Consider the following 26,753-nt stretch of genomic DNA (forward strand, 5'->3'; position numbering starts at 1 on the left):
TGGAGCGCTACCGCGAGGTCATGGACGCCTATCTGGCGGGCCTGGAGAAGGCCAAGGCGGCGGGCATCGGCCTCGCCACGATCCACTCCGTCGCCTCCTTCTTCGTCTCCCGCGTCGACAGCGAGATCGACAAGCGGCTGACGAAGGTCGGGACCGACGAGGCCCTCGCTCTCAAGGGCAGGGCGGCGCTCGCCAACGCGCGGCTCGCCTACGAGGCGTACGAAGAGGTGTTCGCCTCCGCCCGCTGGACCGCGCTCGCTCCGGCCGGCGCCAACAAGCAGCGCCCGCTGTGGGCCTCGACGGGCGTCAAGGACCCCTCGTACAAGGACACGCTGTACGTCGACGAGCTGGTCGCGCCGGGCACGGTCAACACCATGCCGGAGGCGACGCTCAACGCCACGGCCGACCACGGTGACATCCACGGCGACGCGGTGACCGGCGGCTACGCCCAGGCGCGCGCCGACCTGGCCGCCGTGGAAGGGCTCGGGATCTCCTACGACGAGGTGGTCAGCCTGCTGGAGGACGAGGGCGTCTCGAAGTTCGAGGCGGCCTGGGGTGATCTGCTCGACGCGGTCGCGACCTCGCTGAGCAGCAAGGGAGTTGAGGGGGAATGACCGAGCGTACTGCGCCTTCCCGGGGGGCGACCCCCGGACACCCGGCCGATAAAGCAGGTCCGACGAGTCGGCCGGAGCGTGCTCGTGAGGTGGACTCCAGTGAAGCGCTTCCCGACGGTACCCCGCAGGATGCGGCCACCACGCCGGAGGGACCTGGTGACACGACCGTGGAACCGGTCGGTGTGAAGCCGGACGGTGTGAAGCCGGTCGATGGGAAGGCCGAGGCCAAGAGCAACGGCCCCGTTCCGGTGACGGAATGGGAGAACCCGCTCCGTGACCCCCGTGACCGCCGTCTCCCCCGTATCGCGGGTCCCTCGGGCCTCGTCATCTTCGGTGTCACCGGCGACCTGTCCCGCAAGAAGCTGATGCCGGCCGTCTACGACCTCGCCAACCGCGGTCTGCTGCCGCCGGGCTTCTCGCTCGTCGGGTTCGCCCGCCGCGACTGGGAGGACGAGGACTTCGCGCAGATCGTGCACGACTCGGTGAAGGAACACGCGCGCACCCCGTTCCGGGAGGAGGTCTGGCAGCAGCTCGCCGAGGGCATGCGGTTCATCCCGGGCACCTTCGACGACGACACGGCGTTCAAGCAACTGCGCTCCGCCATCGAGGAGCTGGACGCGGCCCGGGGCACCAGCGGCAACTACGCGTTCTACCTCTCCGTACCCCCGAAGTTCTTCCCGAAGGTCGTCCAGCAGCTCAAGAAGCACGGGCTCGCGAGCCCGCCGGAGGGTTCCTGGCGGCGCGCGGTCATCGAGAAGCCGTTCGGCCACGACCTGGAGAGCGCGCGCGAGCTGAACGCGCTCGTGCACGACGTGTTCGACCCGGAGCAGGTCTTCCGCATCGACCACTACCTCGGCAAGGAGACCGTCCAGAACATCCTGGCGCTCCGCTTCGCCAACCAGATGTACGAGCCGATCTGGAACCGGTCGTACGTCGACCACGTGCAGATCACCATGGCGGAGGACATCGGCATCGGCGGCCGGGCCGGCTACTACGACGGCATCGGTTCGGCCCGTGACGTGATCCAGAACCACCTGCTCCAGCTGATGGCGCTGACCGCCATGGAGGAGCCGATCGCCTTCGACGCCGAGTCGCTGCTGACCGAGAAGCTCAAGGTCCTCAAGTCGGTGAAGCTGCCGGAGAACCTGGGCGAGCACACCGTCCGCGGCCAGTACGCGGCGGCCTGGCAGGGCGGCGAGAAGGTGCGCGGCTATCTGCAGGAGGAGGGCATCGACCCCAAGTCGACGACCGACACCTACGCGGCCGTCAAGCTGGAGGTCGACAACCGCCGCTGGGCGGGCGTCCCCTTCTATCTGCGCACCGGCAAGCGCCTTGGCCGGCGGGTGACGGAGATCGCGGTGGTCTTCCAGCGCGCCCCGCACTCCCCGTTCGACTCGACCGCCACCGAGGAGCTCGGCCAGAACGCGATCGTCATCCGCGTCCAGCCCGACGAGGGTATGACGGTGCGCTTCGGATCGAAGGTCCCGGGTACGTCGATGGAGATCCGGGACGTCACGATGGACTTCGCCTACGGCGAGTCGTTCACCGAGTCCAGCCCGGAGGCGTACGAACGGCTGATCCTGGATGTCCTGCTCGGCGACGCCAATCTCTTCCCCCGTCACCAGGAGGTGGAAGAGTCCTGGAAGGTCCTCGACCCGATCGAGGGCTACTGGGAGACCCATGGCAAGCCCGCGCAGTACCCCTCGGGCAGCTGGGGTCCGAAGGAAGCCGACGAGATGCTCGCACGAGACGGACGGAGCTGGCGCAGGCCATGAAGATCGACCTGACCGACACCACGGCAAGCAAGATCAACAAGGCGCTCGTGCAGGGGCGCCGCGCCATCGGCACCCCCGCCGTGGGCATGGTCCTGACGATGGTCATCGTCACCGACGAAGAGAACGCGTACGACTCGATCAAGGCCGCCGAGGAGGCCTCGCGCGAGCACCCTTCGCGCACCCTGGTCGTCATCAAGCGGCACGCCCGCACCCCGCGCGACCGCACCAACTCGCGCCTCGACGCCGAGGTCCGGGTGGGCGCCGACTCAGGCGCCGGTGAGACCGTCGTGCTGCGGACCTACGGAGAGGTGTCCGACCACGCCGACTCCGTGGTCCTGCCGCTGCTGCTGCCGGACGCGCCCGTCGTCGTCTGGTGGCCGGTGGACGCCCCCGAGGTGCCGGCCAAGGACCCGCTGGGCGCCCTCGCGCAGCGCAGGATCACCGACATGTACGCCGTCGAGTCGCCGCTCACGGCCCTGGAGGCCCGCGTCAGCTCGTACGCGCCGGGCGACACCGACCTGGCGTGGACCCGGCTGACGCCCTGGCGCTCGATGCTGGCCGCCGCGCTCGACCAGGCCCGTACGAAGGTGATCTCGGCCGCCGTCGAGAGCGAGGCCGACAACCCGAGCGCCGAGCTGCTCGCCCGCTGGCTGTGCGCCCGGCTCGACGTGCCGGTCGAGCGGGTCGTCACCGCCGGTCCGGTGGTGACCGCGGTGCGGCTCGGCACGGAGAACGGCGAGATCGTGATCGACCGGCCCGAGGGGCCGCTGGCCACGCTGTCGCTGCCCGGGCAGCCCTCCCGCACCCTCGCGCTGAAGGTGCGCAGTACTTCCGAGCTGATCGCCGAGGAGCTGCGCCGCCTCGACGCGGACGAGATGTACGCCGTCGCCCTGCGGGGCGAGGGCGACACCAAGGAGACCTCCCGTCATGTCTGACTTCCCCAAGCTCACGCGGCGTCCGGAGTGGGTGGCCCTGGAGGACCACCGCGCGGACGGTCTGCTCCACCCGCGGCTGCGTGAGCTGTTCGCCGCCGATCCCGCCCGCGCGGAGCGCTATGTCGTGCGGGTCGGCGATCTGCGGATCGACTACTCCAAGCACCTGATCACGGACGAGACCCTCGCCCTCCTCCAGGAACTGGCCACCGCCACCGACGTGTTCGGACTGCGGGACGCGATGTTCCGCGGCGAGAGGATCAACGTCACCGAGGACCGGGCGGTGCTGCACACCGCCCTTCGGGCCCCGCGGAACGCGGTGATCGAGGTCGCCGGCGAGAACGTCGTCCCTGGCGTGCACGCCGTGCTCGACAAGATGGCCGACTTCGCCGAGCGGGTCCGCTCCGGCGAGTGGACCGGCCACACCGGCAAGCGCATCAAGAACGTCGTGAACATCGGTATCGGCGGCTCCGACCTCGGCCCGGCGATGGCGTACGAGGCGCTGCGGGCCTTCACCGACCGCTCGCTGACCGTGCGGTTCGTGTCGAACGTGGACGGCGCCGATCTGCACGAGGCCGTCCGCGACCTCGACCCGGCCGAGACGCTGTTCATCATCGCCTCGAAGACGTTCACCACGATCGAGACGATCACCAACGCGACCTCGGCGCGGACCTGGCTGCTTGCCGCACTGGAAGGTGACGAGAAGGCGGTCGCCAAGCACTTCGTGGCGCTGTCGACGAACGCCGGCAAGGTGTCGGACTTCGGTATCGACACGACCAACATGTTCGGGTTCTGGGACTGGGTCGGCGGACGCTACTCCTTCGACTCGGCGATCGGCCTGTCGCTGATGATCGCGATCGGCCCGGACCGTTTCCGGGAGCTGCTCGACGGGTTCAGGATCGTCGACGAACACTTCCGTACGGCTCCCGCCGAGGCCAACGCGCCTTTGCTGCTCGGCCTGTTGGGTGTCTGGTACGGCAACTTCTTCGACGCCCAGTCACACGCCGTACTGCCGTACTCGCACTACCTGTCCAAGTTCACCGCCTACCTGCAGCAGCTGGACATGGAGTCCAACGGCAAGTCGGTGGACCGCGACGGCAACCCGGTGGAGTGGCAGACCGGTCCGGTGGTGTGGGGCACGCCCGGCACCAACGGGCAGCACGCCTACTACCAGCTCATCCACCAGGGCACGAAGCTGATCCCCGCCGACTTCATCGGCTTCGCCAACCCGGTGGACGAGCTGGAGCCCGAACTCGCCGCCCAGCACGACCTGTTGATGGCGAACTTCTTCGCGCAGACCCAGGCCCTCGCCTTCGGCAAGACGCCCGACGAGGTGCGCGCCGAGGGCGTGCCCGAGGAACTGGTCCCGCACAAGACGTTCAAGGGCAACCACCCGACGACGACGATCCTCGCGAGCGAGCTGACGCCGTCGGTCCTCGGCCAGCTCATCGCCCTCTACGAGCACAAGGTGTTCGTCCAGGGCGTGATCTGGAACATCGACTCCTTCGACCAGTGGGGCGTCGAGCTCGGCAAGGTCCTCGCCAAGCGCGTCGAACCCGCGCTCACCGAAGGCTCCGACGTGCCCGGCCTCGACCCCTCCACCGCCGCCCTCGTGGCCGCGTACCGCACCCTCCGAAAGAAGTGACTGTCATGCAGCTCGGACTCATCGGCCTCGGCAAGATGGGCGGCAACATGCGCGAGCGGATCCGCCGCGCGGGCCACACGGTCGTCGGCTACGACCGCAACCCCGAGGTCTCGGACGTCAGCAGCCTCACCGAACTCGTGAGCGCGCTCGAAGGCCCGCGCGTGGTGTGGGTGATGGTCCCCGCCGGCGCCGCCACGCAGTCCACCATCGACCAGCTCGGCGAACTCCTGGAGCCTGGTGACACCGTCGTCGACGGCGGCAACTCCCGCTGGACGGACGACGAGAAGCACGCGGAGGAACTGGCCGCCAAGGGCATCGGCTTCGTCGACGCGGGCGTCTCCGGCGGCGTCTGGGGCCTCAAGAACGGCTACGCGCTGATGGTCGGCGGCGACGCCGAGCACATCGCCAGGGTGCAGCCGGTCTTCGACGCCCTCAAGCCCGAGGGCGACGCCGGCTTCGTGCACGCCGGCAAGGTCGGCGCGGGCCACTTCTCCAAGATGGTCCACAACGGCATCGAGTACGCCATGATGCAGGCCTACGCCGAGGGCTGGGAGCTCCTGGAGAAGGTCCACTCCGTCACCGACGTCCGCGAGGTCTTCCGCTCCTGGCAGGAAGGCACCGTCATCCGCTCCTGGCTGCTCGACCTCGCCGTCAACGCGCTCGACGACGACGAGCACCTGGAGAAGCTGCGCGGCTACGCGGACGACTCCGGCGAGGGCCGCTGGACCGTCGAGGCGGCCATCGACAACGCCGTCCCGCTGCCCGCCATCACCGCCTCCCTCTTCGCCCGGTTCGCCTCCCGCCAGGACGACTCCCCGCAGATGAAGATGATCGCGGCACTGCGCAACCAGTTCGGCGGCCACGCCGTCGAGTCGGCGAAGTAGGGCCGGGCCATGGGCGACCTCATACTGGTCCGCCACGGAGAGACCGAGTGGACCCTTTCGGGCCAGCACACCAGCTGGACCGACCTCCCGCTCACCCAGCACGGCGAAGAACAGGCCAAGTCGATCGCGCCGTTCTTCGCCGGGCGGTCCTTCGCGCAGGTGTTCACCAGCCCGCTGGACCGAGCGGTGCGGACCGCGGAGCTCGCGGGTCTGACCGGCGCGGTGATCGACCCCGATCTGCACGAGTGGGACTACGGCGGCTACGAGGGCATCACCACGCGGGCGATCCACCGGGCCCGGCCGGACTGGGTGCTGTGGGACGACGGGGTGCCGCCCGGCCCGGACGGTCATCCCGGCGAGTCGCCACGGGAGGTCGGGGTGCGCGCCGACCGTGTCCTGTCCCGGGTGGACGCCTCGCTCTGCAACCACCCCGGGGATGTCGTGCTGGTGGCACACGCCCACTTCCTACGGGTGCTGACCGCCCGTCGGCTCGGCCTCCCGCCGGAAGCGGGGCGGCTGTTCCAGCTCTCGACGGGCACCGTCAGCCGGCTGTCCACCGAGCACGGGCATCCTGTGATCGCCGAGTGGAACGCCACCGGAACTTCTGCGGCGGTTCGCTAGTTTCTACATTGCTGTAGAAATCGAAGAGGTCGCGGTCCGCCCTCCGGGGCGGGCCGGGCCTCTCCCAACGTATGGAGCTCTCATGGCCCTGTGGGACCGCATCAAGGAGTCCGCGTCGACGATGCAGACCCAGCTCGTGGCGAAGAAGAACGATCTGAAGAGCGGTGCCTTCCGTGACGCGAGCATGGCGATGTGCGCGCTCGTCGCCGCGGCGGACGGGACGGTCGATCCTTCCGAGCGCCAGCGCGTCGCGCAACTCATCGCCACGAACGAGGTGTTGCAGAACTTCGACGCCGACGACCTGCGCCGCCGCTTCGACGACAACCTGAACAAGCTGACCGCCGACTTCGCCTTCGGCAAGGTCAGCGTCCTCCAGGAGATCGCCAAGGCGAAGAAGAAGCCGGCCGAGGCGCGCGCCGTCATCCAGATCGGCATCGTCATCGGTGGCGCCGACGGCGACTTCGACAAGACCGAGCAGGCCGTCGTGCGCGAGGCGTGTTTCACGCTCGACCTGCCGCCGCACGAGTTCGACCTGTAGTTCCCCACCGGCCCCGGCCGTGCCACCTCGGCGGCCAGGACACATGAGGTGGCTCAGGCGCCGCGCGTCGCGCGCCTGCGCCACTTCACGAACTCCGCCTCCGGGTCGCCGGTGCGGGACCAGGGCATCCGGCTGGCGCGCACCCCCAGGGTCCGGAAGAGCGGGGCCGCGAGATCCGACAGGCCCGCGTAGCTGGCGGCGTGCGCCAGGTAGTTGAGGCCACGCACCTCCTCCGGCGCGGGCTGGCCGTCCGGGCGCGCGGATATCCAGCGCTGCCAGGTGCGCCGTACGTCGTCGACGGCTCCTTCGTGGTTCCAGTGCCCGTCGAGGTCGACGGGCACGTCCGGCCGCCCCTTCGCCTCCTCCTGGAGAAAGCGGTACTCCTCCACACGGGCGAACTGCACCAGGACCGGCAGCGCGCAGCCCGGCGGGGCGACGGCTGCCGCGTCGCGGGCGAAGTCGTACATCAGGGCGTGGGTGCCGTGCCAGCGCGCCGAGTAGTAGCGCAGCACATGGAGGTGGCCCTCGATCGTGTAGGGGTCGCGGGCGTGCAACTCGTCCCACCAGCGGCCGAGTTCCTGGCGGCGCACCCCGGCGGCATAGAGCCGGGCGACGGAGATGAGACAGATCCAGGGTGTGGGGTCCTCGGGGTAGGCCTCGGCGCCCTGGAGACAAGCCAGCACCGCCCGGTCGACGCGTCGCTGTTCGACGGGTACGCGCCCACCCGCGGCGGTGGCGAGGGTGAAGGCCCTGGCCACCTCGGTCGCGGCCCGCAGCACCAGGGCGTCGGCGCTGCGCGGCTCCGCGGCGAGCCAGGACTCGACCGCCGAGTTGTCCGCGCACGCCGGCGCGAGCAGCCGGATCCGGTGGGCGCGCACGGACCACGCGGGGCCGGTCACCCGCAGCAGATCCCGCAGGCCCTGCCAGCGCCCGTTGGCGATGTCCTTGCGTGCGCTGGAGAGGGGCACGTCCCCGTAGTCGGGGTCGAAGTCGGGGGTGAAGCGGTCTCCCGGCATGGGCTCCCTCTCAGAACGTGAAGCACTGAAACCGGCCTCGGAGCCGGAGGCCGGTTGCTCCACGTCCTGGGCAGCAGACTGGGGGCGATACCGTGCTGCCGCTGTCATCGGCCGACGGTCGCTCCGCAGAGGTGTTCCACGGGTGGTGTGATGATAGCGGTGGCCATTGACGTTTCAATGTCAACTGACGGGTAATATGCGCCGCCTGGAACTCGGACGAGTGGCGGCGGCACACGGCTGAAGCGTCACCGTCCCGGTCGGCGCGGCAGGTGCTGCGCGGCCAGCCGCACAGGGGCGTTCTGCGCTCCGTAGCCGCGGTAGGCGCCGTCACGCTGGACGAGTTCGAAGAAGACACGGCCGACCGTCTCCGTGTAGCAGTGGCGGAACTCGCCCTCCGCGTCACGGTCGTGGAGGATGCCGAGTTCGCGGTACACCGCCAGCTCGCCGTCGGCGAACTCATACCGTGCGGCGAGGTCGTCGTAGTAGTTCGCGGGCATCGCCAGCAGCCGGCCGCCGGCCTCGCGGAAGCGGCGGGCCGCGGTGACCACGTCGTCCGTGGCGAGGGCGATGTGCTGGGCGCGGGCGCCCTCGTCGGTGGGGGCGGGCCCGACGCCGAGGGCGATTCGGACGCTGCCGTCGGCGTTGGTGACCGCGCGGCTGCGGTGCAGCCCGTACGGATCGGCGACATCGACGCTGTCCTGTGCGCTCAGCCCGAGCACACTGCGGTGGAAGAGGGCCGCCTCGTCGAACTGGTGCCAGGGCTGGGTGAGGGCCAGGTGGTCGATACGGGCCACGTGCTGCGGGAGTCGTTCGTGCGGGACCGGCGCGAAGTCGCCCGTCCAGCTCGCGAGTCCGGGATGCCCGGAGCGGTCCGTGACACAGAAGAAGAGTTCGGTGCCGTCGGGGGCGGCCACGGCGTCCAGCGGTGCGTCCTCGGGGGCACGGCGGCGGGGCAGAACCGGGGCGAGGAGGGCTTCGGCGCGCCGGGCCGCGGCGGCCGGGTCCGGGGACTCCAGGCCGACGGCGGCGAGGGAGGTTCCGTCGCGCCGCGCGGCCGGTCCGGTGTTGACGAGGACACGGGCCTCGCCCTGCTGCCAGAGGTCGACGGGCTTGCTGCGGTGCCTGGCCCTGCGGGTGAAGCCGAGGGCGCCGAGGAGAGCGGTGACGGGTTCGACGTCGGGGGTGACGAGCTCGGCGAAGGCGACACCGGTCGGCACCACGGGCGCGGGCGGGGCCGCGAGTCCAGTCGCCTCCTGGAGGACGAGGAGGGAGCGGCGCGCGTCCACGGCGGTCGGCCCGGCCTCGGCCTGGCGGAAGACGTCGTTGAAGACCTCGAGGGAGAGCGGTCCGCGGTATCCGGCCCGCAGGACGTGTCCGAGGAACCCCGCGATGTCGAAACCGCCCTGACCCGGGAAGCAACGGTAGTGGCGGCTCCACTGCAGGACGTCCATCGCCATCAGGGGGGCGTCGGCGAGTTGCAGGAAGAAGATCTTCTCGCCGGGGATGTCCTCGATGCCCTTGGGGTCGCCGCCGCGGGCGAGGATGTGGAAGCTGTCGAGGCAGGTGCCGAGGGCGGGGTGGTCCGCGGCTTCGACGATTCTCCAGGCGTGGTCGTACGTACTCACATGGCGGCCCCACGCGAGCGCCTCGTAGGCGACGCGCATGCCGAAGTCCTGTGCGAGGTCCGCGAGCCGGCGCAGCTGGTCGGCCGCGAGCGCGTCGTCGTCCACGGCGAGCGGGGAGACGCTGGAGCAGACCAGGACCGTGTCGGTGCCGAGGCGGCGCATGAGTTCGAACTTGTGCCGGGCGCGGCGCAGATTGCGGGCGAACTCCTCCTCGGGCACCGCTTCGATGTCCCGCATCGGCTGGTACAGGTCGATGCTCAGACCGAGGTCCGCGGTGCGGGCCCGGATCTCCTCGGGTGTGAGGGGGCTCGCGAGCAGATCGTTCTCGAAGATCTCCACCCCGTCGAACCCCGCCCGCCCCGCGGCCGTGAGCTTCTCGGTCAGGGACCCACTGAGCGAGACAGTGGCAATGGACGTACGCACGTCGATACTCCTTGGTTATCGCTCCACACACCGGCACCCCGCGACACGACCCGGGCCACCCCGCCCCTAGGCCCTGTCGTCAAATTCCCGTCCGCCCCGCGACGCCATGCACGCACTCTCACCGCACCAGGCACAGACCCACGTACGTCCAGTACGAGGACCTGTGCCCGGCACGCCGAGAGCACGCACCTGACGCCGCAGGACCCGCCCTCCGGGCGGACGACGGGAATTTGACGACAGGACCTAGCCCTCAGCCACGAACACCCGACACACCCGCCAGCTCAGAAATGTCCGCCAGCATCCGAACGGCATCCGGCTCCCGCCCCGTGAACAGCCGAAACGCGTCCGCCGCCTGGAACACGGCCATGCCCCCGCCATCCAGCGTCGCGCATCCCACCGCCCGCGCCGTGCGCAGCAACTCGGTCTCCAGCGGCCGGTACACCACCTCGGCGACCCACAGCCCGGGATGCAGCAGCCCGGCAGGGAACGGCAGCCCGGGATGGGCCGCCATCCCGGTGGGCGTCGCGTGCACCACCCCGTCGGCCAGGCCGAGCAGCCCCCCGAGCGCATCCGGCGTCCCGGCCGCCGCCCGCCCCGCACCGAAGTGGCGGTTCAGCCCGGCGGCAAGATCCGCCGCCCGGTCCGGCATCGCGTCCACGACGGTGACGTGCCCCGCGCCCAGCGTCAGCACGGCGTGGGCGACCGCCGCCCCCGCCCCGCCCGCACCCAGCTGCACGACCCGCTCCAGCGGGACATCGGGCAGCCCGCGCGCGAAGGACGCCGCGAACCCGGTGACATCGGTGTTGTGCCCGACCGCACGGCCCCCCTCGAAGACGACGGTGTTGACCGCGCCGAGGGCCGCCGCCTGCGGAGCGAGCTCGTCGAGGTGGTCGATGACCAGCTGCTTGCAGGGATGCGTGATGTTCAGCCCGTCGAAGCCGAGGTCCCGTGCGGCACGTACGAGATCGCCCACCGCCTCCGGCCCGACGCCGAGCACGTCGATGTCGATCAGCCGGTACAGATAGCGAAGTCCCTGCCGGTCGGCCTCCCGCTCGTGCAGCGCGGGGCTGAGCGAGGGGCCGATGCCGGAACCGATGAGGCCGACGAGATACGTGTCCATGGTCACGGCGGACCTCCTGAGCAACTCACTAATGTACGAACTAGTACGTTAGCTATATCAGCATCCCGAGCCCGCGGGAAGGCCCGCCCCGGAACTCGGGACCACGGCGGCAGACCCTGCTTCTACAATCGCGGGCACTGACCACCTCGCCCGAAGGAAGCCGATGACCAGCGTCGAAGAACCTGAACGGCCCGTCGGGCGCATCCGCGACGCCGCCCGAACCAGGGCCGAGATTCTCGACGTGGCGACCCAGGAGTTCTCGCGGGCCGGCTTCGCCGGTGCCCGCGTCGACGAGATCGCCGCCCGCACCCGCACCACCAAGCGGATGATCTATTACTACTTCGGCGGCAAGGAGCAGCTGTTCACGGCCGTTCTGGAGCGTGCGTACTCCGTGATCCGGATGGCCGAACAGGAGCTGGACGTCGAGCACTTGGACCCGGTCGCGGCCATCCGCAGGCTCGCCGAGCTGACCTTCGACCACCATGAGGCGCACCCGGACTTCATCCGGCTGGTCAGCATCGAGAACATCCACGAGGCCGAGCACATAGCCGCGTCGGAGGAGCTCGGGAAGATCGGTTCGCCCGCGCTGGAGGTGATCCGCCGGATCCTGGAGACCGGCCGGAGGTCGGGGCTGTTCACGGCCGACGTCGACGCCGTGGACCTGCACGCGATGATCAGCTCGTTCTGCTTCTTCCGGGTCTCCAACCGCCACACCTTCGGCGCCCTGTTCGGCCGTGACCTGGTCGCCCCTGAGCAGCGGGAGCACTACCGGACCATGCTCGGCGACATGGTCATCGCCTATCTGACGGCGGACCGCACCCAGGACTGAGAACCGGGGCACCGGCACCCCGTCCCACGCCCCGCTCCGGGGCCGGGACGGGGCACAGCCGGGAAAGATCCTTCAGTACGACCTCTTGACACCCGGGAAACGTGGGCGCAACATCCGTAGCCATCCGCTACTAACTATCCAGTGGGTTAATTAGCCGGACGCGCAAACGTTGAGCAGACTCCCTACCGTCAAGCAGACTCGTCGCATCCGGCACGGGCCGACCCGTACACCCCCAGGGCCCCGGCACCTCTCCCCTCCGCCACTCCGTCACTCCCGTCCCCGGAGTTCCCTCGAAGGAGCACGCCGTGTCTGTCCCCGCCGTCCCGCTCGACGCGCCACCCGGCCAGCCCCGGAAGGCCGCCATGGCCGCCTGGATCGGCAGCGCCCTGGAGTACTACGACTTCTTCATCTACGGCAGCGCCGCCGCCCTGATCTTCCCGAAGGTCTTCTTCGACGAGTCGGACCCGGCCACCGCGACCCTCCTCTCGCTGGCCACGTTCGGTGTCGCGTACGCCGCCCGCCCGGTCGGCGCGCTCTTCCTCGGCCACTTCGGCGACCGGGTCGGCCGCAAGAAGATCATGGTCTTCACGCTGATCCTGATGGGCCTGTCGACGTTCCTCATCGGCTGTCTGCCCACCCGTGCCCAGGTCGGCGGCCTCGCTCCGGTCCTGCTGGTGCTCTGCCGCGTCCTCCAGGGCATCTCCGCGGCCGGTGAGCAGGCGAGCGCCAACTCCATGACCCTGGAACACGCGCCGCCCAACCGCCGGGGCTTCTTCACCAGCTTCACCCTCAGTGGCACCCAGGGCGGCCAGCTCCTGGCGACCCTGGTGTTCCTGCCGGTCGCCGCGCTGCCCGAGGACCAGCTGCTCTCCTGGGGCTGGCGCGTGCCGTTCTGGGCGAGCGTCGCGGTCGCCGTGGTCGGCTATGTCATCCGCCGCACCCTCCAGGAGACGCCCGCCTTCACCCAGCAGGCCGCGAGCGAGGGCGTTCCCGAACTGCCGCTCCTCGTGCTCCTCCGCGAGCACTGGGCGGACGTCCTGCGGGTCGTCGCGGGCGCCCTGATCGCCTCGGTCAGCACGATCTTCACGGTGTGGGCGCTGGCGTACGGCACGAGCGACTCGGTCGGACTGTCGCGCACGCAGATGCTCTGGGTGGGCGCGCTCGCCAACGTCGTCGCCCTCGGTGCGATCCCCGCCTGGGCCACGCTCTCCGACCGTATCGGCCGCCGTCCGGTCTATCTGATCGGCGCCGCGGGCAGCGCCGTGCTGATGTTCGCCTACCTGTGGGCCATATCCACCGGCTCATACCCCCTCGTCCTCCTCTTCGGCATCCTCGCCTTCGGTGTCGTGTACAGCGCGGCCAACGGTGTCTGGCCGTCCTTCTACGGCGAGATGTTCTCCACCCGCGTCCGGCTCTCCGGTATGGCGATCGGCACGCAGATCGGCTTCGCCGTCGCGGGGTTCGCGGTCACCTTCGCCGCGCAGATCGCGGGCCCGGGCGGCGACGACTGGTCGTCCGTGGCGCTGTTCACCGCGGCCCTGTGCGTCCCGCCGGTGATCGCCGCGCTGACCGCCCGCGAGACGCACGCGGTGCCGACGGAGGAGCTGGGCGAGCGGGCGCCCCGGGACGCCGCGAAGCGCGAGACCGTGACCGCCTGAACCCCTGACCGCGCGCTCCGTGCCCCGGTCACTCACGTCCCCGGCAGCCCCGGACTGCCGGGGACGTGGCCGTTCTCGGGCCGGTGCGGTCGGGGCGGAGTTGACAGCTGACGTTTTCGGCAAGAACATCGGCCGGAACAAGCGGAAAGAAACGGCGCGGTCACACAGAGCCACTCCGCGCACCCCGGCCGGGTTCAGGGGCGGCCGGTGTGCGCGGAGACCCCATCGACCCTGGGCTCACCGTTCGGGCCCCGTCCAGCAGGGCACCGAGCTCGTGGGTCACAGCGGTCAGGGCTCGTACGTCCCGTTCGGCTCTGGCGATGATCAGCGCCCCCTCCAGGGCGCTGATCATGAGCGTGGCCAGCGGTTCGGCCCGTTCGGCCGGTACGCCCATGTCCGTCAGGGCCTCGGCCACCGGTCGGTTCCAGCGGGCGAACGCGGCGGCGGCGGTCGTGGTGGACTCGGTGGACTCCGCACAGTCCACGGTCGCCGCCGCGACGGGGCAACCGGAGGCGAATCCGGCCTCCCGGAACTCGTCGGTCCACTGCCGCACCATCGCCGCGAACAGCCCGCTCGGTGTCGGGGCGGGCACCCCGCTGGTCGTCTGGAACCGCACCGCCGCAAGGACCGAGCCGTTGCGCGCCGCGGGAGCGGAGGTGGCCGCGGACCCGGCCGAGGTCTTCGCGCGCTCCCCTGTCGACTTCCTGATGCCGGCGAACGGCTCCGTGACGGACGCCGTCCTGGGTTGCGGAACCGCCTGACTTCGCCGCGCGCGTCGAGGGGCGCACCGCCGTCCCCACGGGCACGACGTCCCCCGAGTACTCACGCGGCCTGGAGGCCGAGGTACGCGCGGCGGGCGGTCGGTACGCCGAGGTCCCGGTCTCCGGGTCGCGGGTCCCGGCGGAGGCCGGGCGGCTGGTGGCGATGCTCGCCGGGGATCCCGCGGCCGTCGAGGAGGTGCGGCCGCTGCTCGGCCCGATGTGTCACGAGAGCTTCGACTGCGGGCCGGTGCCGAACGCCCTGTTGATGAAGTTGTCGGTGAACCTGTTTCTGATCACCCTGGTGACCGGCCTCAGCGAGGCGTTCCACTTCGCCGAACGGCAGGGCCTGGACCGCAAGCTCTTCCTGGAGGTGCCGGACGCCGGTCCGATGGCCAGCGGGGTCTCCCGGATGAAGGCCCCGAAGCTGCGGGACCGCGACTTCGCCGTGCAGGCCGCGGCCCGTGACGCCCTGATGAACAACGAGCTGATCGCCGGGGCCGTCCGCCGAGCGGGGCTGGCCTCACCCCTGCTCGACGTCTGCCACGCCCTTTTCGGCGAGGCCGTGGCACAGGGCCACGGCGGGTCCGACATGGTGGCCGTGCTCCGCGCGATCGAGGCCCGCAGTGCCGAGCGAGAGGGCTCAGCGTCCGCGGGGGATGCCGTACGCGCGCTCCACGTGGAGCCGTAGGACGAGTCGGCCGTCGCTGACCATCGCGGCCCGGTAGGCGTCCCAGTCGGGGTGCTCGCCCCGGACGGCCCGGTAGAGCCGCACCAGCTCCTCGACGGTCTCGTCGTGGGGGTCCCGGGCGACGGGGGTGAGCTCGGCGGTGCCCTCGGCGACCGTGTAGGCCCAACGGTCCTCGGCCGTCACGTGGTAGGAGGCCCGCGGGTCCCGGCGCAGATTGCGGGTCTTGGCGCGGTCGTCCGTGATCGAGACCCGGACGATCCGCTCGCCTGGATCGTAGGTGTGGTTCACGTTGGACAGCTGGGGCCGGCCGTCCTTCTTGAGGGTGACCAGCACCCCGCCGTCGTACTCGGAGAGCAGCTCGAGCAGTGTGTCCTGCGTCGCGTCCTGAGTCATGTATCGCTCAACCCCGGGGGACGCATGGCCATTCCCGTCTCGTAGACACTGTCTACAGACATGATAGACAGTGTCTACGGGAACTGGTAGACACTGTCTATGAGTGAAGCGGAGACGGGGCTGCGGGCCCGGTTGATCGAGGTGGGCGTGGACCTGGTGACCACGCAGGGCGCGCAGGTTCTGACCCTGCGGGAGATCGCCCGTCGCGCGGGCGTCTCCCACGGTGCCCCGCGCCGCTACTTTCCGACCCATCTGGAGCTGCTCTCCGCCATCGCGCGCCGGGGCTTCGCCGACCTGGGAGCCCGGGCGACGGAGGCGCTGGCCGACGAAGGGGCGAGTCCCCGCGCCCAGTTGGCGACGCTGGGCAGGGTCTACCTCGACTTCGCCTTCACTCAGCCCGGCATGTACGAGCTGATGTTCCGTCATGATCTGCTGGAGAGTGGACGACTGGGACTCCGGGAGACCAGCCTGCCGCTGTTCGGCGTCCTGGTCGACCTGGCCGGCCGGGCGCGCCCCGCGGCCGACGCCACGCTCGTCGCGAGCGCCCTGTGGGCGAACCTGCACGGGATCGCCCAGCTGTGGGGCTGGGGCAGTCTCCAACTCGCCACGGGAGCCACCGACTTCGTACCGCTGTTGGATGCCGCGCTGGACGCGCATCTCGGGCCGGAGGCCCGGTGAACCCCTCGGCGCGGCGCCGTCTCACGCTGGCCAACAGCGTCGTCGGGGCCGTCATCGTCGCGCTGGACGGAACCGTCCTCACCGTCGCTCAGCCCACGCTGCGGCGCGACCTGGACGCCTCGTTCGCACAGGTGCAGTGGACCAGTACCGGCTATCTCATCGCGGTGGCCGGTCTGTTGGTGTTCGCGGGGCGACTCGGGGACCGGTACGGCCACCAACAGGTCTTCGCCGTGGGAACGGTGGGGTTCGGGGCGGCGTCGGCGGGGATCGGTCTGGCTCCCGACATCGGCTGGGTGACCGGACTGCGGGTCGCCCAGGGGGTCCTGCTCCTGGGCGCGGGGTTCGTCGCGGTGATGGTGAGCGCGACGGCCGTCGTCGTGCGGTCCGCGTCCGCCGGGACGGCCGGGGTGGCGGGCGGGCTCCAGCAGACCGCGATGAACATCGGACCGACGGTGGGGGTGGCCGTGGCGACCACGCTGGTCGGCCTGGCCGGCGTCGACATGGGCCCCGCGCTGACCGTCCTCGCGGCCCTCACGGCGGTCGGCGCACTGTCGGCGCTGCGGCTCCCGGGCCGCGGCGAAGCGCCGGTCACCGAGCGGCGACCCGCCGGTCACCCACCCGGCGACGCCGCCCGCGAAGTCCGTACGAGACGATGAGGACGAGCGAGACGATGAGGACGAGCGAGTCCGCGAGCCGCAGTCCGGAGGAGAACCATGGGACATCTGCGACAAGAGGTCGAGCCGCGCGAGGCCGGCCTTGATCCGAAGGCGCTGGCCCGCCTGGACCAGCACTTCTCCCACCTCGTCGACGACCTCCGGCTGCCCGGCTACCTCGTGTCCGTGTCCCGGCACGGCCGGGTCGCGCACCTCACCACGTACGGCCACCGCGACCTCGATGCCCGACTCCCTGTCGAGACCGACACCTTGTGGCGGATCTACTCGATGACGAAGCCGGTCACCTCGGTCGCCGCGCTGATGCTCGTGGAGGAGGGACGCTTCCGGCTCGACGACCCCGTCGCCCGTTTCCTTCCCGCCTTCGCCGATCCCCGGGTGCACGTCAGCGGGTCCGGTGCCGGCATGAAGACGCGCCCGGCCGAGCGACCCCTCCTGATCCGGCACCTGTTGACCCACACCTCGGGTCTGACCTTCGGCTTCTACCACTCCCACCCCGTCGACGCGCTCTACCGCGACGCCGGTCTGGAGTCGTCGGTGGCGCCGGGCTCGGACCTGGCCGGCACCTGCGACGTGTACGCCGGGCTGCCTCTGCAGTTCGAGCCGGGCACCGAGTGGAACTACTCGGTCTCCACCAATGTGCTCGGCCGCCTGATCGAAGTGGTGTCGGGGCAGGACCTCGACGAGTTCCTCGCCGAGCGGATCTTCGGGCCGCTGGGGATGGCGGACGCCGGGTTCTGCGTCACCGACGAGCAGGCCGGGCGGCTCGCCGAACTCTACGGGGAGGACGCCGAGGGCCGCATCACCCCGATCGCCGGGCTCCCGCTGCACGGTCGCCCGCGTTTCCTCTCCGGGAGCGGCGGCATGGTGGCCTCCGCGCACGACTACCACCGCTTCATGGAGATGCTCCGCCGCCGCGGCGAACTCGACGGGGCCCGGCTGCTGAAGCCGGAGACCGTGGACACGATGGCCGCCAATCACCTCCCGGGCGGGGCAGACCGCCGCACCTTCGGCAGCGCGCTGCACCGGGAACCCGGCAACGCGGGGCTCGGCTTCGGGCTCGGGGTCTCCGTCGTGGTGGACCCCGAGATCACCCGGTCGCCGTCCAGCGAGGGCGCGTTCGGCTGGAGCGGGGTCGCCAGCACGACCTTCTGGGTCGACCCGCGCCACGACCTGACCGTGCAGTTCTACACCCAGGTCCGCCCGACCTCGTCCCACTCGATCTATCCCGAGCTCAAGCGGCTCGTGCACGAGGCGGTGCTCGGCTGAGCCCGGCTACCCCGCGTGCAGGGTGAAGGGCACTTTCTCCCTGGCCAGTTCCGCCAGCCATTGCTCGGACCGCCGCGGCGTCTCCGCGGCGCGGCCGAGGCCCGGCGGAAGCGAACCGTCCAGGATGTGGCGGACTCCGAGGGCGAGCGTGCGGGAGACACAGCGGGCCATGGCGCTTTCCTCGGCGGTGCCCACGAGATCGAGGAGATAGCGCCCCGACCAGGCCGCGCCGGAGTCGCCGCGGACGTCGAGGGAGACGGCCAGGACGACCCGGTCACGGTCCGCGTCGGTGGTCGGATAGGTCTTCGCCAGTTCCTGGGCGAGGGCGGTGATCCGCCGGTCGTCGCCCGCCTTCAGCTCCTCGAAGACCGCGTCCCAGGCCCGCTGCCAGCCGTCGAGGCGCAGGGTGCCGCGCACGAAGGTCTCCGGCTTCCAGGTGCCGGGAATCCCGTACTGCTCGACGAAGGGCACGCTGTCGCGGTTGGGGTAGACCTCGAAGGTCTCGCCGTCGATCAGGTGGGGGCGGGTGGCCTCCCAGGGGCGGTCGGCGGTGGTCTCGGTGCCGTCCTCGACATAACGGGCGGGCGAGCGGAGAGCGTTGAGCACGCCCACGGGTGCCCAGCTGAAGCGGTACTTGAAGTCGTTGGGCACGGCGGGGATGCCGCCGCAGTACGAGCTGAGGCGGTACGAGGCGGCCGACTCGGCGCCGATCTCGGCTTCGGCCCGGGCGATCAGACTGTGCGCGAAGAGGTGGTCGATGCCCGGGTCGAGCCCGCACTCGGTCAGTACCACCACTCCCGCCGCCTCGGCCGCGGGCACCTGGTCGAGGACCGCGTCCGAGACATAGCTGGAGCAGGCGAAGTGGGCGCCGCGCTCGACGCAGACGCCGAGCAGCGGGGCGTGTTCGGGAGCGGGCAGCATGGAGACGACGACGTCTCCGGGGGCGAGCTCGGCGGCGAGCGCCTCCAGGGTGTACGCGCGGGGCTCGGCCCGCCCGGTCAGGCCCAGCACCTCCAGGCTGCGCGCGGCGCGCTCTTCGGTGCGGTGCCACAGGCGTACGCGGTCGGCGGCGTCGCAGGTCGCGGCGAGACCGCTGCCGGTGGACAGGCCCGCGCCGATCCAGTGGACGGTGCCGCTCGCGGCCGTCACCTCAGACATCACGCGACTCCCCTTCCTGTGTCTTCTCGGTTTCCCCGGTTTCCCCGGCTTCCCCGGTTTCCCCGGCTTCCAGGGCGCGGCACGCCTCGTGGAAGCGGTCCAGGCAGCGCCCCCACGGCCCGTCGACCCCGAACTCCAGCAGCTGGGGCAGCAGCGCCGCCGAGAAGTCGACGCTCGCCTCCAGCGGCAGCAGCGACGGCAGATTGTCGATGGCGATCAGGTCGAGGGCGGGCCGCTCGCGGATGCGGCGGGCGGGGTGCGTCCAGTCCGTCGTGGTGTCGTAGATCGGCAGCACGTTCAGGGGGGAGCCGACGTCGCAGGTGACGTCGCACAGGGTGCGCAGCCGACGGCCGGGCGCGTCGAGGTCCTCGTCCGTGAGGAAGGGCGGGATCGGCCGGGTGGTGAGCACGGTGTTGACCATCAACTCGTGTGCCAGCAGCGCAGGTCGGTCCAGCTCACGGGTCTCGGCGAGGTCCCAGCTGGTGGGCTCGACCCCGGCCACGCCCAGCGCCACCCGGGCACCCCGGCCGCTGCGGCCGAGCGCGCCGATGACGAGGGCTCGCAACTCGCCCTTCTCGGAGGCGAGTTCGGCGTCCAGGTCCTCCTTCGAGGTGGGCCGCAAGGGGGCCTTGAGGCTGCCCCGGTGGTGCAGCACCGCCAGGGCGGCGCCCAGGTACCCGGCCCAGTAGCCGAACGCGGCGAGCCTGCGCCCGTCGTCGTGCACCAGGTACTCGATGTCCAGCAGGGCCCCGCCCCCGGCGAGGAACCTGTGGAGCAGAGCGGCTGCCCCGGGCTGCCGCTTGTAGGCATGCCCGAAAAAGACATGGCGGTGTGTCAGTTCGGGGGGCCCGTCGGGAAGTTCCTTCAGGCCCACGACTACGGCGTCCGGCGGCGCCGACACCCAGGAGCCTGCCTTCGCGACCCGGCACTCGGCGTCCTCGTACGCCTCGATGGGGAAGACCCGCTGGGGCGACTCCTCGACCGTGAGCGTCACGCCGCTCTCGACGAGCCGTCGGGCGTCCGAGGGCACGATCGGGGTACGCCGTTCGGTCGTACGGATCTCGTGGCGCAGCCACAAGTGGAGCTCGGTCATACGAGGTTGACCTCCGGGCGCGGGGCGTCGGCGGTGAAGCGCTCGACGCTCAGGGGGATGATGTCGACGAAGGGTACGCGGCCCAGGTACAGATCTCGGATCACCTCGCCGACCGCCGGCCCCTGGAGGAAGCCGTGACCCGAGAACCCGGTCGCGTACAGGAAGCGTGAGCACGAACGCGCCTCGCCGATCAGGGCGTTGTGGTCCGGGGTGATCTCGTACAGGCCCGCCCAGCCGCCCGTCCTGCGCAGGTCGAGCAAGGCCGGGGCGCGGCGCTCCATCGCCTCGGACAGGCGGGGGATCCAGCGGTCGTGGGTGGTGGTGGCGAAGCCGGGGATCTCGTCGGGGTCGGACATGCCGAGGAGGAGGCCGGGGCCCTCGGTGTGGAAGTAGAGGCTGGTGGTGAAGTCGATGGTCATGGGGAGGTCCGGCGACAGGCCCGGGACGGCTTCGGTGACGGCGATCTGGCGGCGCAGCGGGTCCACCGGCAGGTCCACGCCCACCATCGCGCCGACCGCCCGCGACCAGGCACCGGCTGCGCAGACGACCGTGTCGGTGGCGATCCGCCCCTGGCTGGTGACGACCGCGGTGATCTCGTCGCCGCGGGTCTCGATGCCGGTGACCTCGCGATGCCGCAGCAGGGTCGCGCCATGCCGGCGGGCCCCGGCCGCGTAGCCCTGGACGACGGACTCGGGCGTGCAGTGACCGTCGTCCGGGGAGAAGGCCGCCGCCAGCAGCCCGTCGGTGGTGATCAGCGGGGAGAGCCGCCGCGCCTCGGCCGGGTCGATCAGGCGGCTGGGCACCCCGAGCGCGTTCTGCAGCCGTACGCCGTCCTCGAAGGCGGCGACCTCCTCGGGCGTGGAGAGCAGGAACAGATAGCCGACCTGGTGCAGCCCGATGTCCTGGCCCAGCTCCTCACCGAAACGGGCGAACGCCTCCAGACTCCGGGCACCCAGCTGGATGTTCAGCTCGTCGGAGAACTGCGCCCGGACCCCGCCCGCGGCCCGCGAGGTGGAACCGGAGGCGAGTTCGTCGCGCTCGACGAGCACCACGTCCGGCACACCCGCCCGGGCCAGGTGGTAGGCGATGCTCGTGCCCATCACCCCGCCGCCGATGACGACGACCCGCGCGCTCCCGGTCACCGGTGCGCCTGCCCGGCACGAGCGGCCTCGATCACGGCCCAGGCCGCGGCGGCGTCCTGGATGCCCAGCCCGACGCTGTTGTAGAAGACGATGTCGTCCCCTTGGGTGCGGGCCGGGTGGCGGCCGGTGAGGACGCCGCCGAGCGGGATCAGGTCGGCGCGGGTGAGTACTCCGTCCCGCAGCGCGTCCACGATCGGTCCGGCGTGCTCCGCCGCCGTCTCCGGGTCGTCGACCACGACCGCCGCCGCCCGCCGTACGACCTCCGTGTCGACCTCGCTGCGGGTGGGCTCGAAGGAGCCGACGCTCACGACCGTGCACCCGGGCGCCAGCCACGCGCCCCGTACGACGGGTGTGCTGCTGAGCGTGCAGGCGGCGACCATGGGCAGGCCCGCGACGGCTTCCTCCGCCGTGTCGACGGCCTTGGTCGCGACCCCGAGTTCCGTCGCGAGGCGCCGCGCCGCCCGCGCCCGTCGGGCCGGGTTCGGGCTCCACACCCGTACGGACCTGAGGTCCCGCACCCGGGCGACCGCCCGTGCGTGGGCGAGGGCCTGGGTGCCGGAGCCGAGAAGGCCCAGCTCCGCGCTGTCGGCGGTGGCCAGCGCGTCGAGAGCGACGGCGCTGGCCGCGGCGGTGCGCAGGGTCGTGACCGCCGTACCGTCCATGACGGCGGCGAGTCGCCCGGTCACCGGATCGAGCGCGTTGATCACGGCGTGCACCGTGGGCAGCCCGGCCGCCGTGTTGGCCGGGTTGATGCTGCCGAACTTGGCGACGGCCCCGGTGTCCGCGGACAGCCGGGCGAGGTAGGCGAAGACGACACTGTCGTCGAATCGGCTGGGGTGCATGATCTTGCCGGGGAGCTCGGCGGTGCCGTCACCGAGGGCGGTGAACGCCGCGCGCTGCGAGGCGATCGCCGCATCGGTGTCCAACAGCTCCGTCACCCGGTCCCGGGAGAGGTACAGGACGTCGTCGGTCATTCCTTGTACCTTTCCCCGCGTGCACCTCTCTCACCACAGCCGACGCCTCCGGGTGACGTCCTCGGGCGCCCGCGCTCAGGAGGAGTGCGAGACCACCACGTCCAGGTGCGGCAGGAAGTGGTCGAGGCGCTCCCGCTTGGTGCGCAGATAGGTGATGTTCTGCGGGCACGGCGGTATGAGCAGCGGGACCTGCTCGGTGACCTTGATGCCGTTGCGCTGGAGCGACTCCCGCTTGCGCGGGTTGTTCGAGAGGAGGCGTACGGAGCGGACGCCGAGGTCGTGCAGGATGTCCGCCGCGACCCGGTAGTCACGGGCGTCGACCGGGAGGCCGAGGGCGACGTTCGCCTCGACGGTGTCGAGGCCCTCCGACTGGAGCTTCATCGCCTGCAGCTTGGCGAGCAGGCCGATGCCGCGGCCCTCGTGGCCGCGGAGGTACACGAGGACGCCACGGCCCTCCGCGACGATGGCGCGCAGCGCGGCGGCGAGCTGGTCGCCGCACTCGCAGTGGGTGGAGCCGAAGGCGTCCCCGGTGAGGCACTCCGAATGGAGCCGGGTGAGGATGCCCTCCTTCGTGGCGCCTTCCCCGCTCTTGCTGAGGTTGCCGACCTCGCCGTAAACCAGGGCCACTTGCTCCTCTCCGCGATCGTGATCCAGGAAGCCGACCGCCTGGAAGTCGCCGTACACGGTGGGCAAAGGGGCATTGACGACTCGTTCGACACCAGTGAGGCGTGCGGTCCCGGCGAGTGCTCCAAAGTTATCTGTCATGATCTGGTTCCTAAGCAGAGTCGAAAGCAGAGTCGAAAGGCCGTGAAACATGAGTGGTTCGGGAACGCGCTCGGCGGTATCCGGTCTGTTGCCGGCGGACACCACGGAGGATGTGCGCGAGCGGGGGGCCGGTGTCGCCCGTGAGGTCGCCGTGCTTCCCGTCGGGAGTTTCGAACAGCACGGTGCCTATCTTCCGTTGGCGACAGACACCCTGGTCGCGTGCGCCGTCGCGGAACGCATCGCCGCCGCTCATCCGGTCCATCTCCTCCCTCCGGTGACGATCTCCTGCTCGCACGAGCACGCGGCCTGGCCGGGTACCGTCAGCATTTCCGCCGTCACGCTGCACGCGGTGGTACGGGACATAGCCGCATCGCTGCGCCATTCCGGCGTCGACACCCTGGTGCTGGTCAACGGGCACGGCGGGAATTACGTGCTGGGCAATGTGGTTCAGGAATCCGTCGGCACCGGTACGCGTATGGCGCTTTTCCCGGCCATGGAGGACTGGGAGGCGGCGCTGGAACGGGCAGGCGTGGAGACCTCGTTGCTCACCGACATGCACGCCGGTGAAATCGAGACCTCCATTCTTCTGCACACGCATCCTGAATTGGTCCGGCCCGGTTACGAGACCTCTGATTTCGTCGCGGACGACCGGCGTCATCTGCTCACCCTCGGAATGGCCGGCTATACCGAGTCCGGCGTCATCGGCCGTCCTTCGAAGGCGTCCGCCGAGAAGGGGAAGGAGCTCCTGGCCGGGCTGACCGAGGCCTTCGGGGCGTACTTCTCCTTGGTGACGGCGAAGACGCTGCCCACCGCCTCCGACGCGGCCCCGGTCAAGGGGACTTCCGGAGTGTGAACTTCGGCGGTCTCTGACGCTCGGCATTGATCGTGCCCTCCTGCGTTCTCCTGCCGGGGGCGCCGCAGCGCCGCGAACCACCGGACGACCAGGACCACGACGCCGGGCAGCGCGGCGGCGAAGCTGAGCACTCCGTAGATCACCGCGACGCTCAGGCCCATACCGGCGCCCAGCCCGGCGGCGCCGAAGGCCCAGGCCATGACGCCTTCCCTGGGGCCCCAGCCGCCGATGTTCAGCGGCAGGCCCATGGCGAGCAGGGCCAGCAGGGCGAGCGGCAGCAGTACGGTGGCGGAGGCGTGGGATCCGGCGACGCGGGCGGCGAGCAGGAACATCGCCAGATGTCCCGCCAGCACCACGACCGACGAGATGAGCACGCCCGGCCAGTTGCCGCGGGCGAGCAGCGCGCCGCGCGCCTCGGTGAGCGCGGCGCGGACGGCTCCGTAGCGCCGGGACGAGCCGGACGAAGTTCTGCCCCTGCGGACCGCGCCTGCCGTCACGACGACCCCGCACACCGAGACGATGGCCAGGATCAGGGCGAGGTGGCGGGCGTCCGTGAGGACCGGTGACGGCAGAGTCAGCAGGACCACCGCTCCGACAGCCACCAAGACCGCCTGGCCCGCGGTCCGTTCGAGGACCACGGCGCGTACGCCGCGGCCGACGTCCCCGGTGCTCTGGCCGTGTCGTACGGCGCGGTGCACATCGCCGAGGACACCGCCGGGCAGCGCCGCGTTCAGGAACAGCGCGCGGTAGTAGTCCGCGACGGCGCCGCCCAGCGGCAGCCGGATCCGCAGCCCACGTGCCACCAGACACCAGCGCCAGGCGCTGAACACGGTGGTCAGCAGACCGAGTCCAAGCCCTGCCAGCAGGGTCGGGCCGTCGACCCGCCGCAGCCCGTCCAGGAAGACGCCGGTACCGAGCCGCCAGAGCAGCACACCGAGGATGAGGACACCGGCGACGGAACCGATGTGCGTGCGCAGCGCGCCCCCCTTGCGTCGGACGGGGGTCGCTTCGGCTTCCTGCCGGACCGGGGACGTCTCGACGTCGACGTGTACCGCGGCGGCCGCGTCCCGCCCGCCGCCGGGGGGCGGTATGACGGCGAGCCTGCCGCGGTCGGCTTCCGCGGCGGGGCGGGGACGGAGGAGCTCCGTCACGCCGCGGGCCGGCATCACGTTCGACTCGCCCTCGGCGTGCGGCTCACCCTCAGAGTGCGGCTCACCCGTCTCGCCACCGGTCGGTGCCGTGTGCGCCGGACTCACGTCGTCGCGCACCGGGACCGGGTCCGCGTCGGTGTGGACCCGGACGGCGATCGCCGCACCGCGCGGGCGGGACGCGCCGGCGTCCACGCCGACCGCCTCCGCCGTCCCCGCCCCGGCGCTCACACCGCACCGCCCGTCGGCCGCGGCAGCGCCAGTACGTCGCTGTGGTGGACCCGTACGCGCAGCTCACCCGCGGCGCAGGCGGCGAGGCGGGACTGCAGATACGACTCTGCACGGGTGGCCAGCGCGGGCCGCTCCTCGACGGCCGCACCGACCCAGCCGCGCAGCCACTCCGCCGTGAGGTCGGCCTCGTCGGCGCCGAGCCGCCAGGGGCTCGGATGCACCCGTACGGTCGCGCCGTGCCGGTCGAAGGCCTCGCAGGCCGCCGTGATCGCGTCGGGGCCGAGCAGTTCCCCGCGCCGCTGGTGGGCGTTGAACGCCTCGATGAACTCGGCGTCCAGCGGATCGGCCGGTGTGAACTCGACACGCCCCACGACGGAGAGCGTGAGCAGGGCCGGCACCCCGGCGCCCGCGCAGGCCGCCGCGAGCCGGTCGATCTCCTCGCGGGTCAGCACGTCGAGCAGGGCGGACGCCGTCACCAGTGACGCCCCGGTCAGCGCGTCCGCGGTCAGTCGGCCGATGTCACCGCGCTGGGTGGTGACCGTGACCCGGCTGCCGTCGGCGGCCGCGTGCGGTGCGCCCACGGTCGCGAAGTGCAGCAGATACGGGTCCCGGTCGTGCAGGATCCAGTGCTGGGCGCCGTCGAGCCGGGGGGCGAGCCACCGGCCCATGGAGCCGGTGCCGCAGCCGAGGTCGTGGATCACCAGGTCGCCGCCGCGGCCCGGCCGGTTCGCCAGCCGGATGCGCAGCGGGTCGAGCAGTTCGGGCGCCCGCGCGGCGGCGTCCGCCGGCTCCCGCAACTGGAGCCACTGGGGGGCGTAGCGGGGCACGTCGTCGTCGGGCGCGCTCGCGCGCTGCCCCGGAACCCCGGACACACCACCCTGCACGCCCACCTCCGACACGCCCTGATCCGGAACTCCCGACGGAGTCGCAGTCATACTCATGCCGCCCTCCGAGGCTGCTGCGGAAGACGTCCCAGCACACCGGCCAGGCTGCGGGCGGTGGTCGCCCAGCCGTCCAGCGCGGCCCGGCGACTGCGCGCGGCGGCCTTCAGCCGGCGGCGCACATCGGCCTCGCCGAACCAGCCGCGCAGTTCCGCGGCGAGCGCCGCCGGGTTCTCCGGGGGTACGAGGATGCCGGGGACCCCGCCGTGGGGGGGGGGCGCGGCCGGCCCGGGGCGCCCCGCGCCCCCCCCACCGGGCGGCAAACAACAAAAAAAAAACCACAAAAAAAAAAAAAAAGATAGAAAGCA

At 71.2% G+C, this 26,753-nt stretch carries 23 protein-coding genes and 4 pseudogenes; 14 read left to right on the forward strand and 13 right to left on the reverse strand.

Annotated elements, in window-relative coordinates; translation table 11 throughout:
* The 7 genes from ABZ656_RS41175 to ABZ656_RS41205 form a co-directional block, all read left to right on the forward strand.
* A partial coding sequence (locus ABZ656_RS41175) for a transaldolase family protein (RefSeq protein ID WP_360275391.1) occupies positions 1–614 on the forward strand: 614 nt, incomplete at its 5' end.
* A 248-nt stretch (positions 615–862) separates the two neighbouring features.
* Entirely contained in the window at positions 863–2,389 is a 1,527-nt protein-coding gene (zwf, locus tag ABZ656_RS41180) for a glucose-6-phosphate dehydrogenase (RefSeq protein WP_101403919.1), read from the forward strand.
* Positions 2,386–3,324: a glucose-6-phosphate dehydrogenase assembly protein OpcA gene (opcA, locus tag ABZ656_RS41185; RefSeq protein WP_360275394.1), complete on the forward strand. Its 939-nt coding sequence runs from the start codon at positions 2,386–2,388 to the stop codon at positions 3,322–3,324. Before zwf ends, opcA begins: the two co-directional genes overlap by 4 nt.
* On the forward strand, positions 3,317–4,966 hold the full coding sequence (gene pgi / locus ABZ656_RS41190; protein ID WP_360275397.1) for a glucose-6-phosphate isomerase: 1,650 nt from the start codon (positions 3,317–3,319) through the stop codon (positions 4,964–4,966). Before opcA ends, pgi begins: the two co-directional genes overlap by 8 nt.
* Before the next feature lie 5 nt (positions 4,967–4,971).
* The gene (gene gnd / locus ABZ656_RS41195; protein ID WP_360275400.1) at positions 4,972–5,850 is read left to right on the forward strand and encodes a phosphogluconate dehydrogenase (NAD(+)-dependent, decarboxylating); all 879 of its coding nucleotides are present in this window, start codon (positions 4,972–4,974) and stop codon (positions 5,848–5,850) included.
* A gap of 9 nt (positions 5,851–5,859) precedes the next feature.
* Positions 5,860–6,471 carry a histidine phosphatase family protein gene (locus ABZ656_RS41200; protein ID WP_101402018.1) on the forward strand — a complete coding sequence of 204 codons (612 nt, stop codon included), beginning with the start codon at positions 5,860–5,862 and terminating at the stop codon, positions 6,469–6,471.
* Between the two features lie 82 nt (positions 6,472–6,553).
* The gene (locus ABZ656_RS41205; RefSeq protein WP_054234523.1) at positions 6,554–7,009 is read left to right on the forward strand and encodes a TerB family tellurite resistance protein; all 456 of its coding nucleotides are present in this window, start codon (positions 6,554–6,556) and stop codon (positions 7,007–7,009) included.
* Positions 7,010–7,062: 53 nt separating this feature from the next.
* Here the strand turns inward: ABZ656_RS41205 and ABZ656_RS41210 are convergent, their stop codons facing one another.
* From ABZ656_RS41210 to ABZ656_RS41220, 3 genes are all read right to left on the reverse strand, one after another.
* Positions 7,063–8,025, reverse strand: coding sequence for a hypothetical protein (locus ABZ656_RS41210; RefSeq protein WP_101402017.1), 963 nt, complete (start codon positions 8,023–8,025; stop codon positions 7,063–7,065).
* 245 nt (positions 8,026–8,270) lie between these two features.
* The gene (locus ABZ656_RS41215) at positions 8,271–10,073 is read right to left on the reverse strand and encodes a TIM barrel protein (protein ID WP_360275405.1); all 1,803 of its coding nucleotides are present in this window, start codon (positions 10,071–10,073) and stop codon (positions 8,271–8,273) included.
* A 250-nt stretch (positions 10,074–10,323) separates the two neighbouring features.
* On the reverse strand, positions 10,324–11,199 hold the full coding sequence (locus ABZ656_RS41220) for a shikimate dehydrogenase (RefSeq protein ID WP_180362179.1): 876 nt from the start codon (positions 11,197–11,199) through the stop codon (positions 10,324–10,326).
* 157 nt (positions 11,200–11,356) lie between these two features.
* Here ABZ656_RS41220 and ABZ656_RS41225 point away from each other — a divergent pair, with 157 nt between their 5' ends.
* Both ABZ656_RS41225 and ABZ656_RS41230 read left to right on the forward strand, forming a co-directional pair.
* Complete coding sequence (locus tag ABZ656_RS41225) at positions 11,357–12,022, forward strand: TetR family transcriptional regulator (RefSeq protein ID WP_101402015.1); 666 nt, start codon at positions 11,357–11,359, stop codon at positions 12,020–12,022.
* A gap of 305 nt (positions 12,023–12,327) precedes the next feature.
* On the forward strand, positions 12,328–13,680 hold the full coding sequence (locus ABZ656_RS41230; RefSeq protein ID WP_360275409.1) for an MFS transporter: 1,353 nt from the start codon (positions 12,328–12,330) through the stop codon (positions 13,678–13,680).
* A gap of 160 nt (positions 13,681–13,840) precedes the next feature.
* Here the strand turns inward: ABZ656_RS41230 and ABZ656_RS41235 are convergent.
* Positions 13,841–14,278, reverse strand: a pseudogene (locus ABZ656_RS41235) (hypothetical protein); the annotation flags it as partial.
* Between ABZ656_RS41235 and ABZ656_RS41240 the strand changes: the two are divergent.
* Positions 14,235–15,129: pseudogene (locus ABZ656_RS41240) on the forward strand (NAD(P)-dependent oxidoreductase). The pseudogenes ABZ656_RS41235 and ABZ656_RS41240 overlap by 44 nt on opposite strands.
* Here the strand turns inward: ABZ656_RS41240 and ABZ656_RS41245 are convergent.
* Positions 15,082–15,522 carry a PPOX class F420-dependent oxidoreductase gene (locus tag ABZ656_RS41245; protein ID WP_101402013.1) on the reverse strand — a complete coding sequence of 147 codons (441 nt, stop codon included), beginning with the start codon at positions 15,520–15,522 and terminating at the stop codon, positions 15,082–15,084. The pseudogene ABZ656_RS41240 and the gene ABZ656_RS41245 overlap by 48 nt on opposite strands.
* 99 nt (positions 15,523–15,621) lie before the next feature.
* Between ABZ656_RS41245 and ABZ656_RS41250 the strand changes: the two genes are divergently transcribed.
* The 3 genes from ABZ656_RS41250 to ABZ656_RS41260 are packed head-to-tail and all read left to right on the forward strand — an operon-like array spanning position 15,622 to position 18,140.
* Positions 15,622–16,200 carry a TetR/AcrR family transcriptional regulator gene (locus tag ABZ656_RS41250; RefSeq protein WP_101402012.1) on the forward strand — a complete coding sequence of 193 codons (579 nt, stop codon included), beginning with the start codon at positions 15,622–15,624 and terminating at the stop codon, positions 16,198–16,200.
* Complete coding sequence (locus ABZ656_RS41255; protein WP_101402011.1) at positions 16,197–16,856, forward strand: MFS transporter; 660 nt, start codon at positions 16,197–16,199, stop codon at positions 16,854–16,856. The genes ABZ656_RS41250 and ABZ656_RS41255 overlap by 4 nt, the downstream gene beginning before the upstream one ends.
* Before the next feature lie 57 nt (positions 16,857–16,913).
* Entirely contained in the window at positions 16,914–18,140 is a 1,227-nt protein-coding gene (locus ABZ656_RS41260; protein WP_360275413.1) for a serine hydrolase domain-containing protein, read from the forward strand.
* Between the two features lie 6 nt (positions 18,141–18,146).
* On the opposite strand, the gene ABZ656_RS41265 is transcribed toward ABZ656_RS41260, so the two are convergent.
* The 5 genes from ABZ656_RS41265 to ribA form a co-directional block, all read right to left on the reverse strand.
* Complete coding sequence (locus tag ABZ656_RS41265) at positions 18,147–19,298, reverse strand: saccharopine dehydrogenase family protein (protein ID WP_360275416.1); 1,152 nt, start codon at positions 19,296–19,298, stop codon at positions 18,147–18,149.
* On the reverse strand, positions 19,291–20,391 hold the full coding sequence (locus ABZ656_RS41270) for a saccharopine dehydrogenase (RefSeq protein ID WP_360275419.1): 1,101 nt from the start codon (positions 20,389–20,391) through the stop codon (positions 19,291–19,293). Before ABZ656_RS41270 ends, ABZ656_RS41265 begins: the two co-directional genes overlap by 8 nt.
* Positions 20,388–21,533: an FAD-binding oxidoreductase gene (locus ABZ656_RS41275; RefSeq protein ID WP_360275422.1), complete on the reverse strand. Its 1,146-nt coding sequence runs from the start codon at positions 21,531–21,533 to the stop codon at positions 20,388–20,390. The genes ABZ656_RS41270 and ABZ656_RS41275 overlap by 4 nt, the downstream gene beginning before the upstream one ends.
* A complete protein-coding gene (locus ABZ656_RS41280; protein WP_101402006.1) occupies positions 21,530–22,507 on the reverse strand; it encodes an ornithine cyclodeaminase family protein in 978 nt (325 codons plus the stop codon). Before ABZ656_RS41280 ends, ABZ656_RS41275 begins: the two co-directional genes overlap by 4 nt.
* A gap of 75 nt (positions 22,508–22,582) precedes the next feature.
* On the reverse strand, positions 22,583–23,272 hold the full coding sequence (ribA, locus tag ABZ656_RS41285) for a GTP cyclohydrolase II (protein WP_101402005.1): 690 nt from the start codon (positions 23,270–23,272) through the stop codon (positions 22,583–22,585).
* A 49-nt stretch (positions 23,273–23,321) separates the two neighbouring features.
* Here ribA and ABZ656_RS41290 point away from each other — a divergent pair, with 49 nt between their 5' ends.
* Positions 23,322–24,125 carry a creatininase family protein gene (locus tag ABZ656_RS41290; protein ID WP_101402004.1) on the forward strand — a complete coding sequence of 268 codons (804 nt, stop codon included), beginning with the start codon at positions 23,322–23,324 and terminating at the stop codon, positions 24,123–24,125.
* A gap of 167 nt (positions 24,126–24,292) precedes the next feature.
* Here ABZ656_RS41290 and ABZ656_RS41295 read toward each other — a convergent pair.
* The 3 genes and pseudogenes from ABZ656_RS41295 to ABZ656_RS41305 all read right to left on the reverse strand — a co-directional run.
* Positions 24,293–25,291, reverse strand: a pseudogene (locus ABZ656_RS41295) (lysylphosphatidylglycerol synthase transmembrane domain-containing protein); the annotation flags it as partial.
* A 209-nt stretch (positions 25,292–25,500) separates the two neighbouring features.
* A complete protein-coding gene (locus ABZ656_RS41300; protein ID WP_101402002.1) occupies positions 25,501–26,445 on the reverse strand; it encodes a class I SAM-dependent methyltransferase in 945 nt (314 codons plus the stop codon).
* A pseudogene (locus ABZ656_RS41305) lies at positions 26,442–26,651 on the reverse strand (glycosyltransferase family 1 protein); the annotation flags it as partial. The pseudogene ABZ656_RS41305 and the gene ABZ656_RS41300, both read right to left, overlap by 4 nt.
* Between the last annotated feature and the right edge of the window lie 102 nt (positions 26,652–26,753).

This window comes from Streptomyces sp. NPDC007095 (genome assembly GCF_040634475.1).
Classification (GTDB): Bacteria; Actinomycetota; Actinomycetes; order Streptomycetales; family Streptomycetaceae; genus Streptomyces.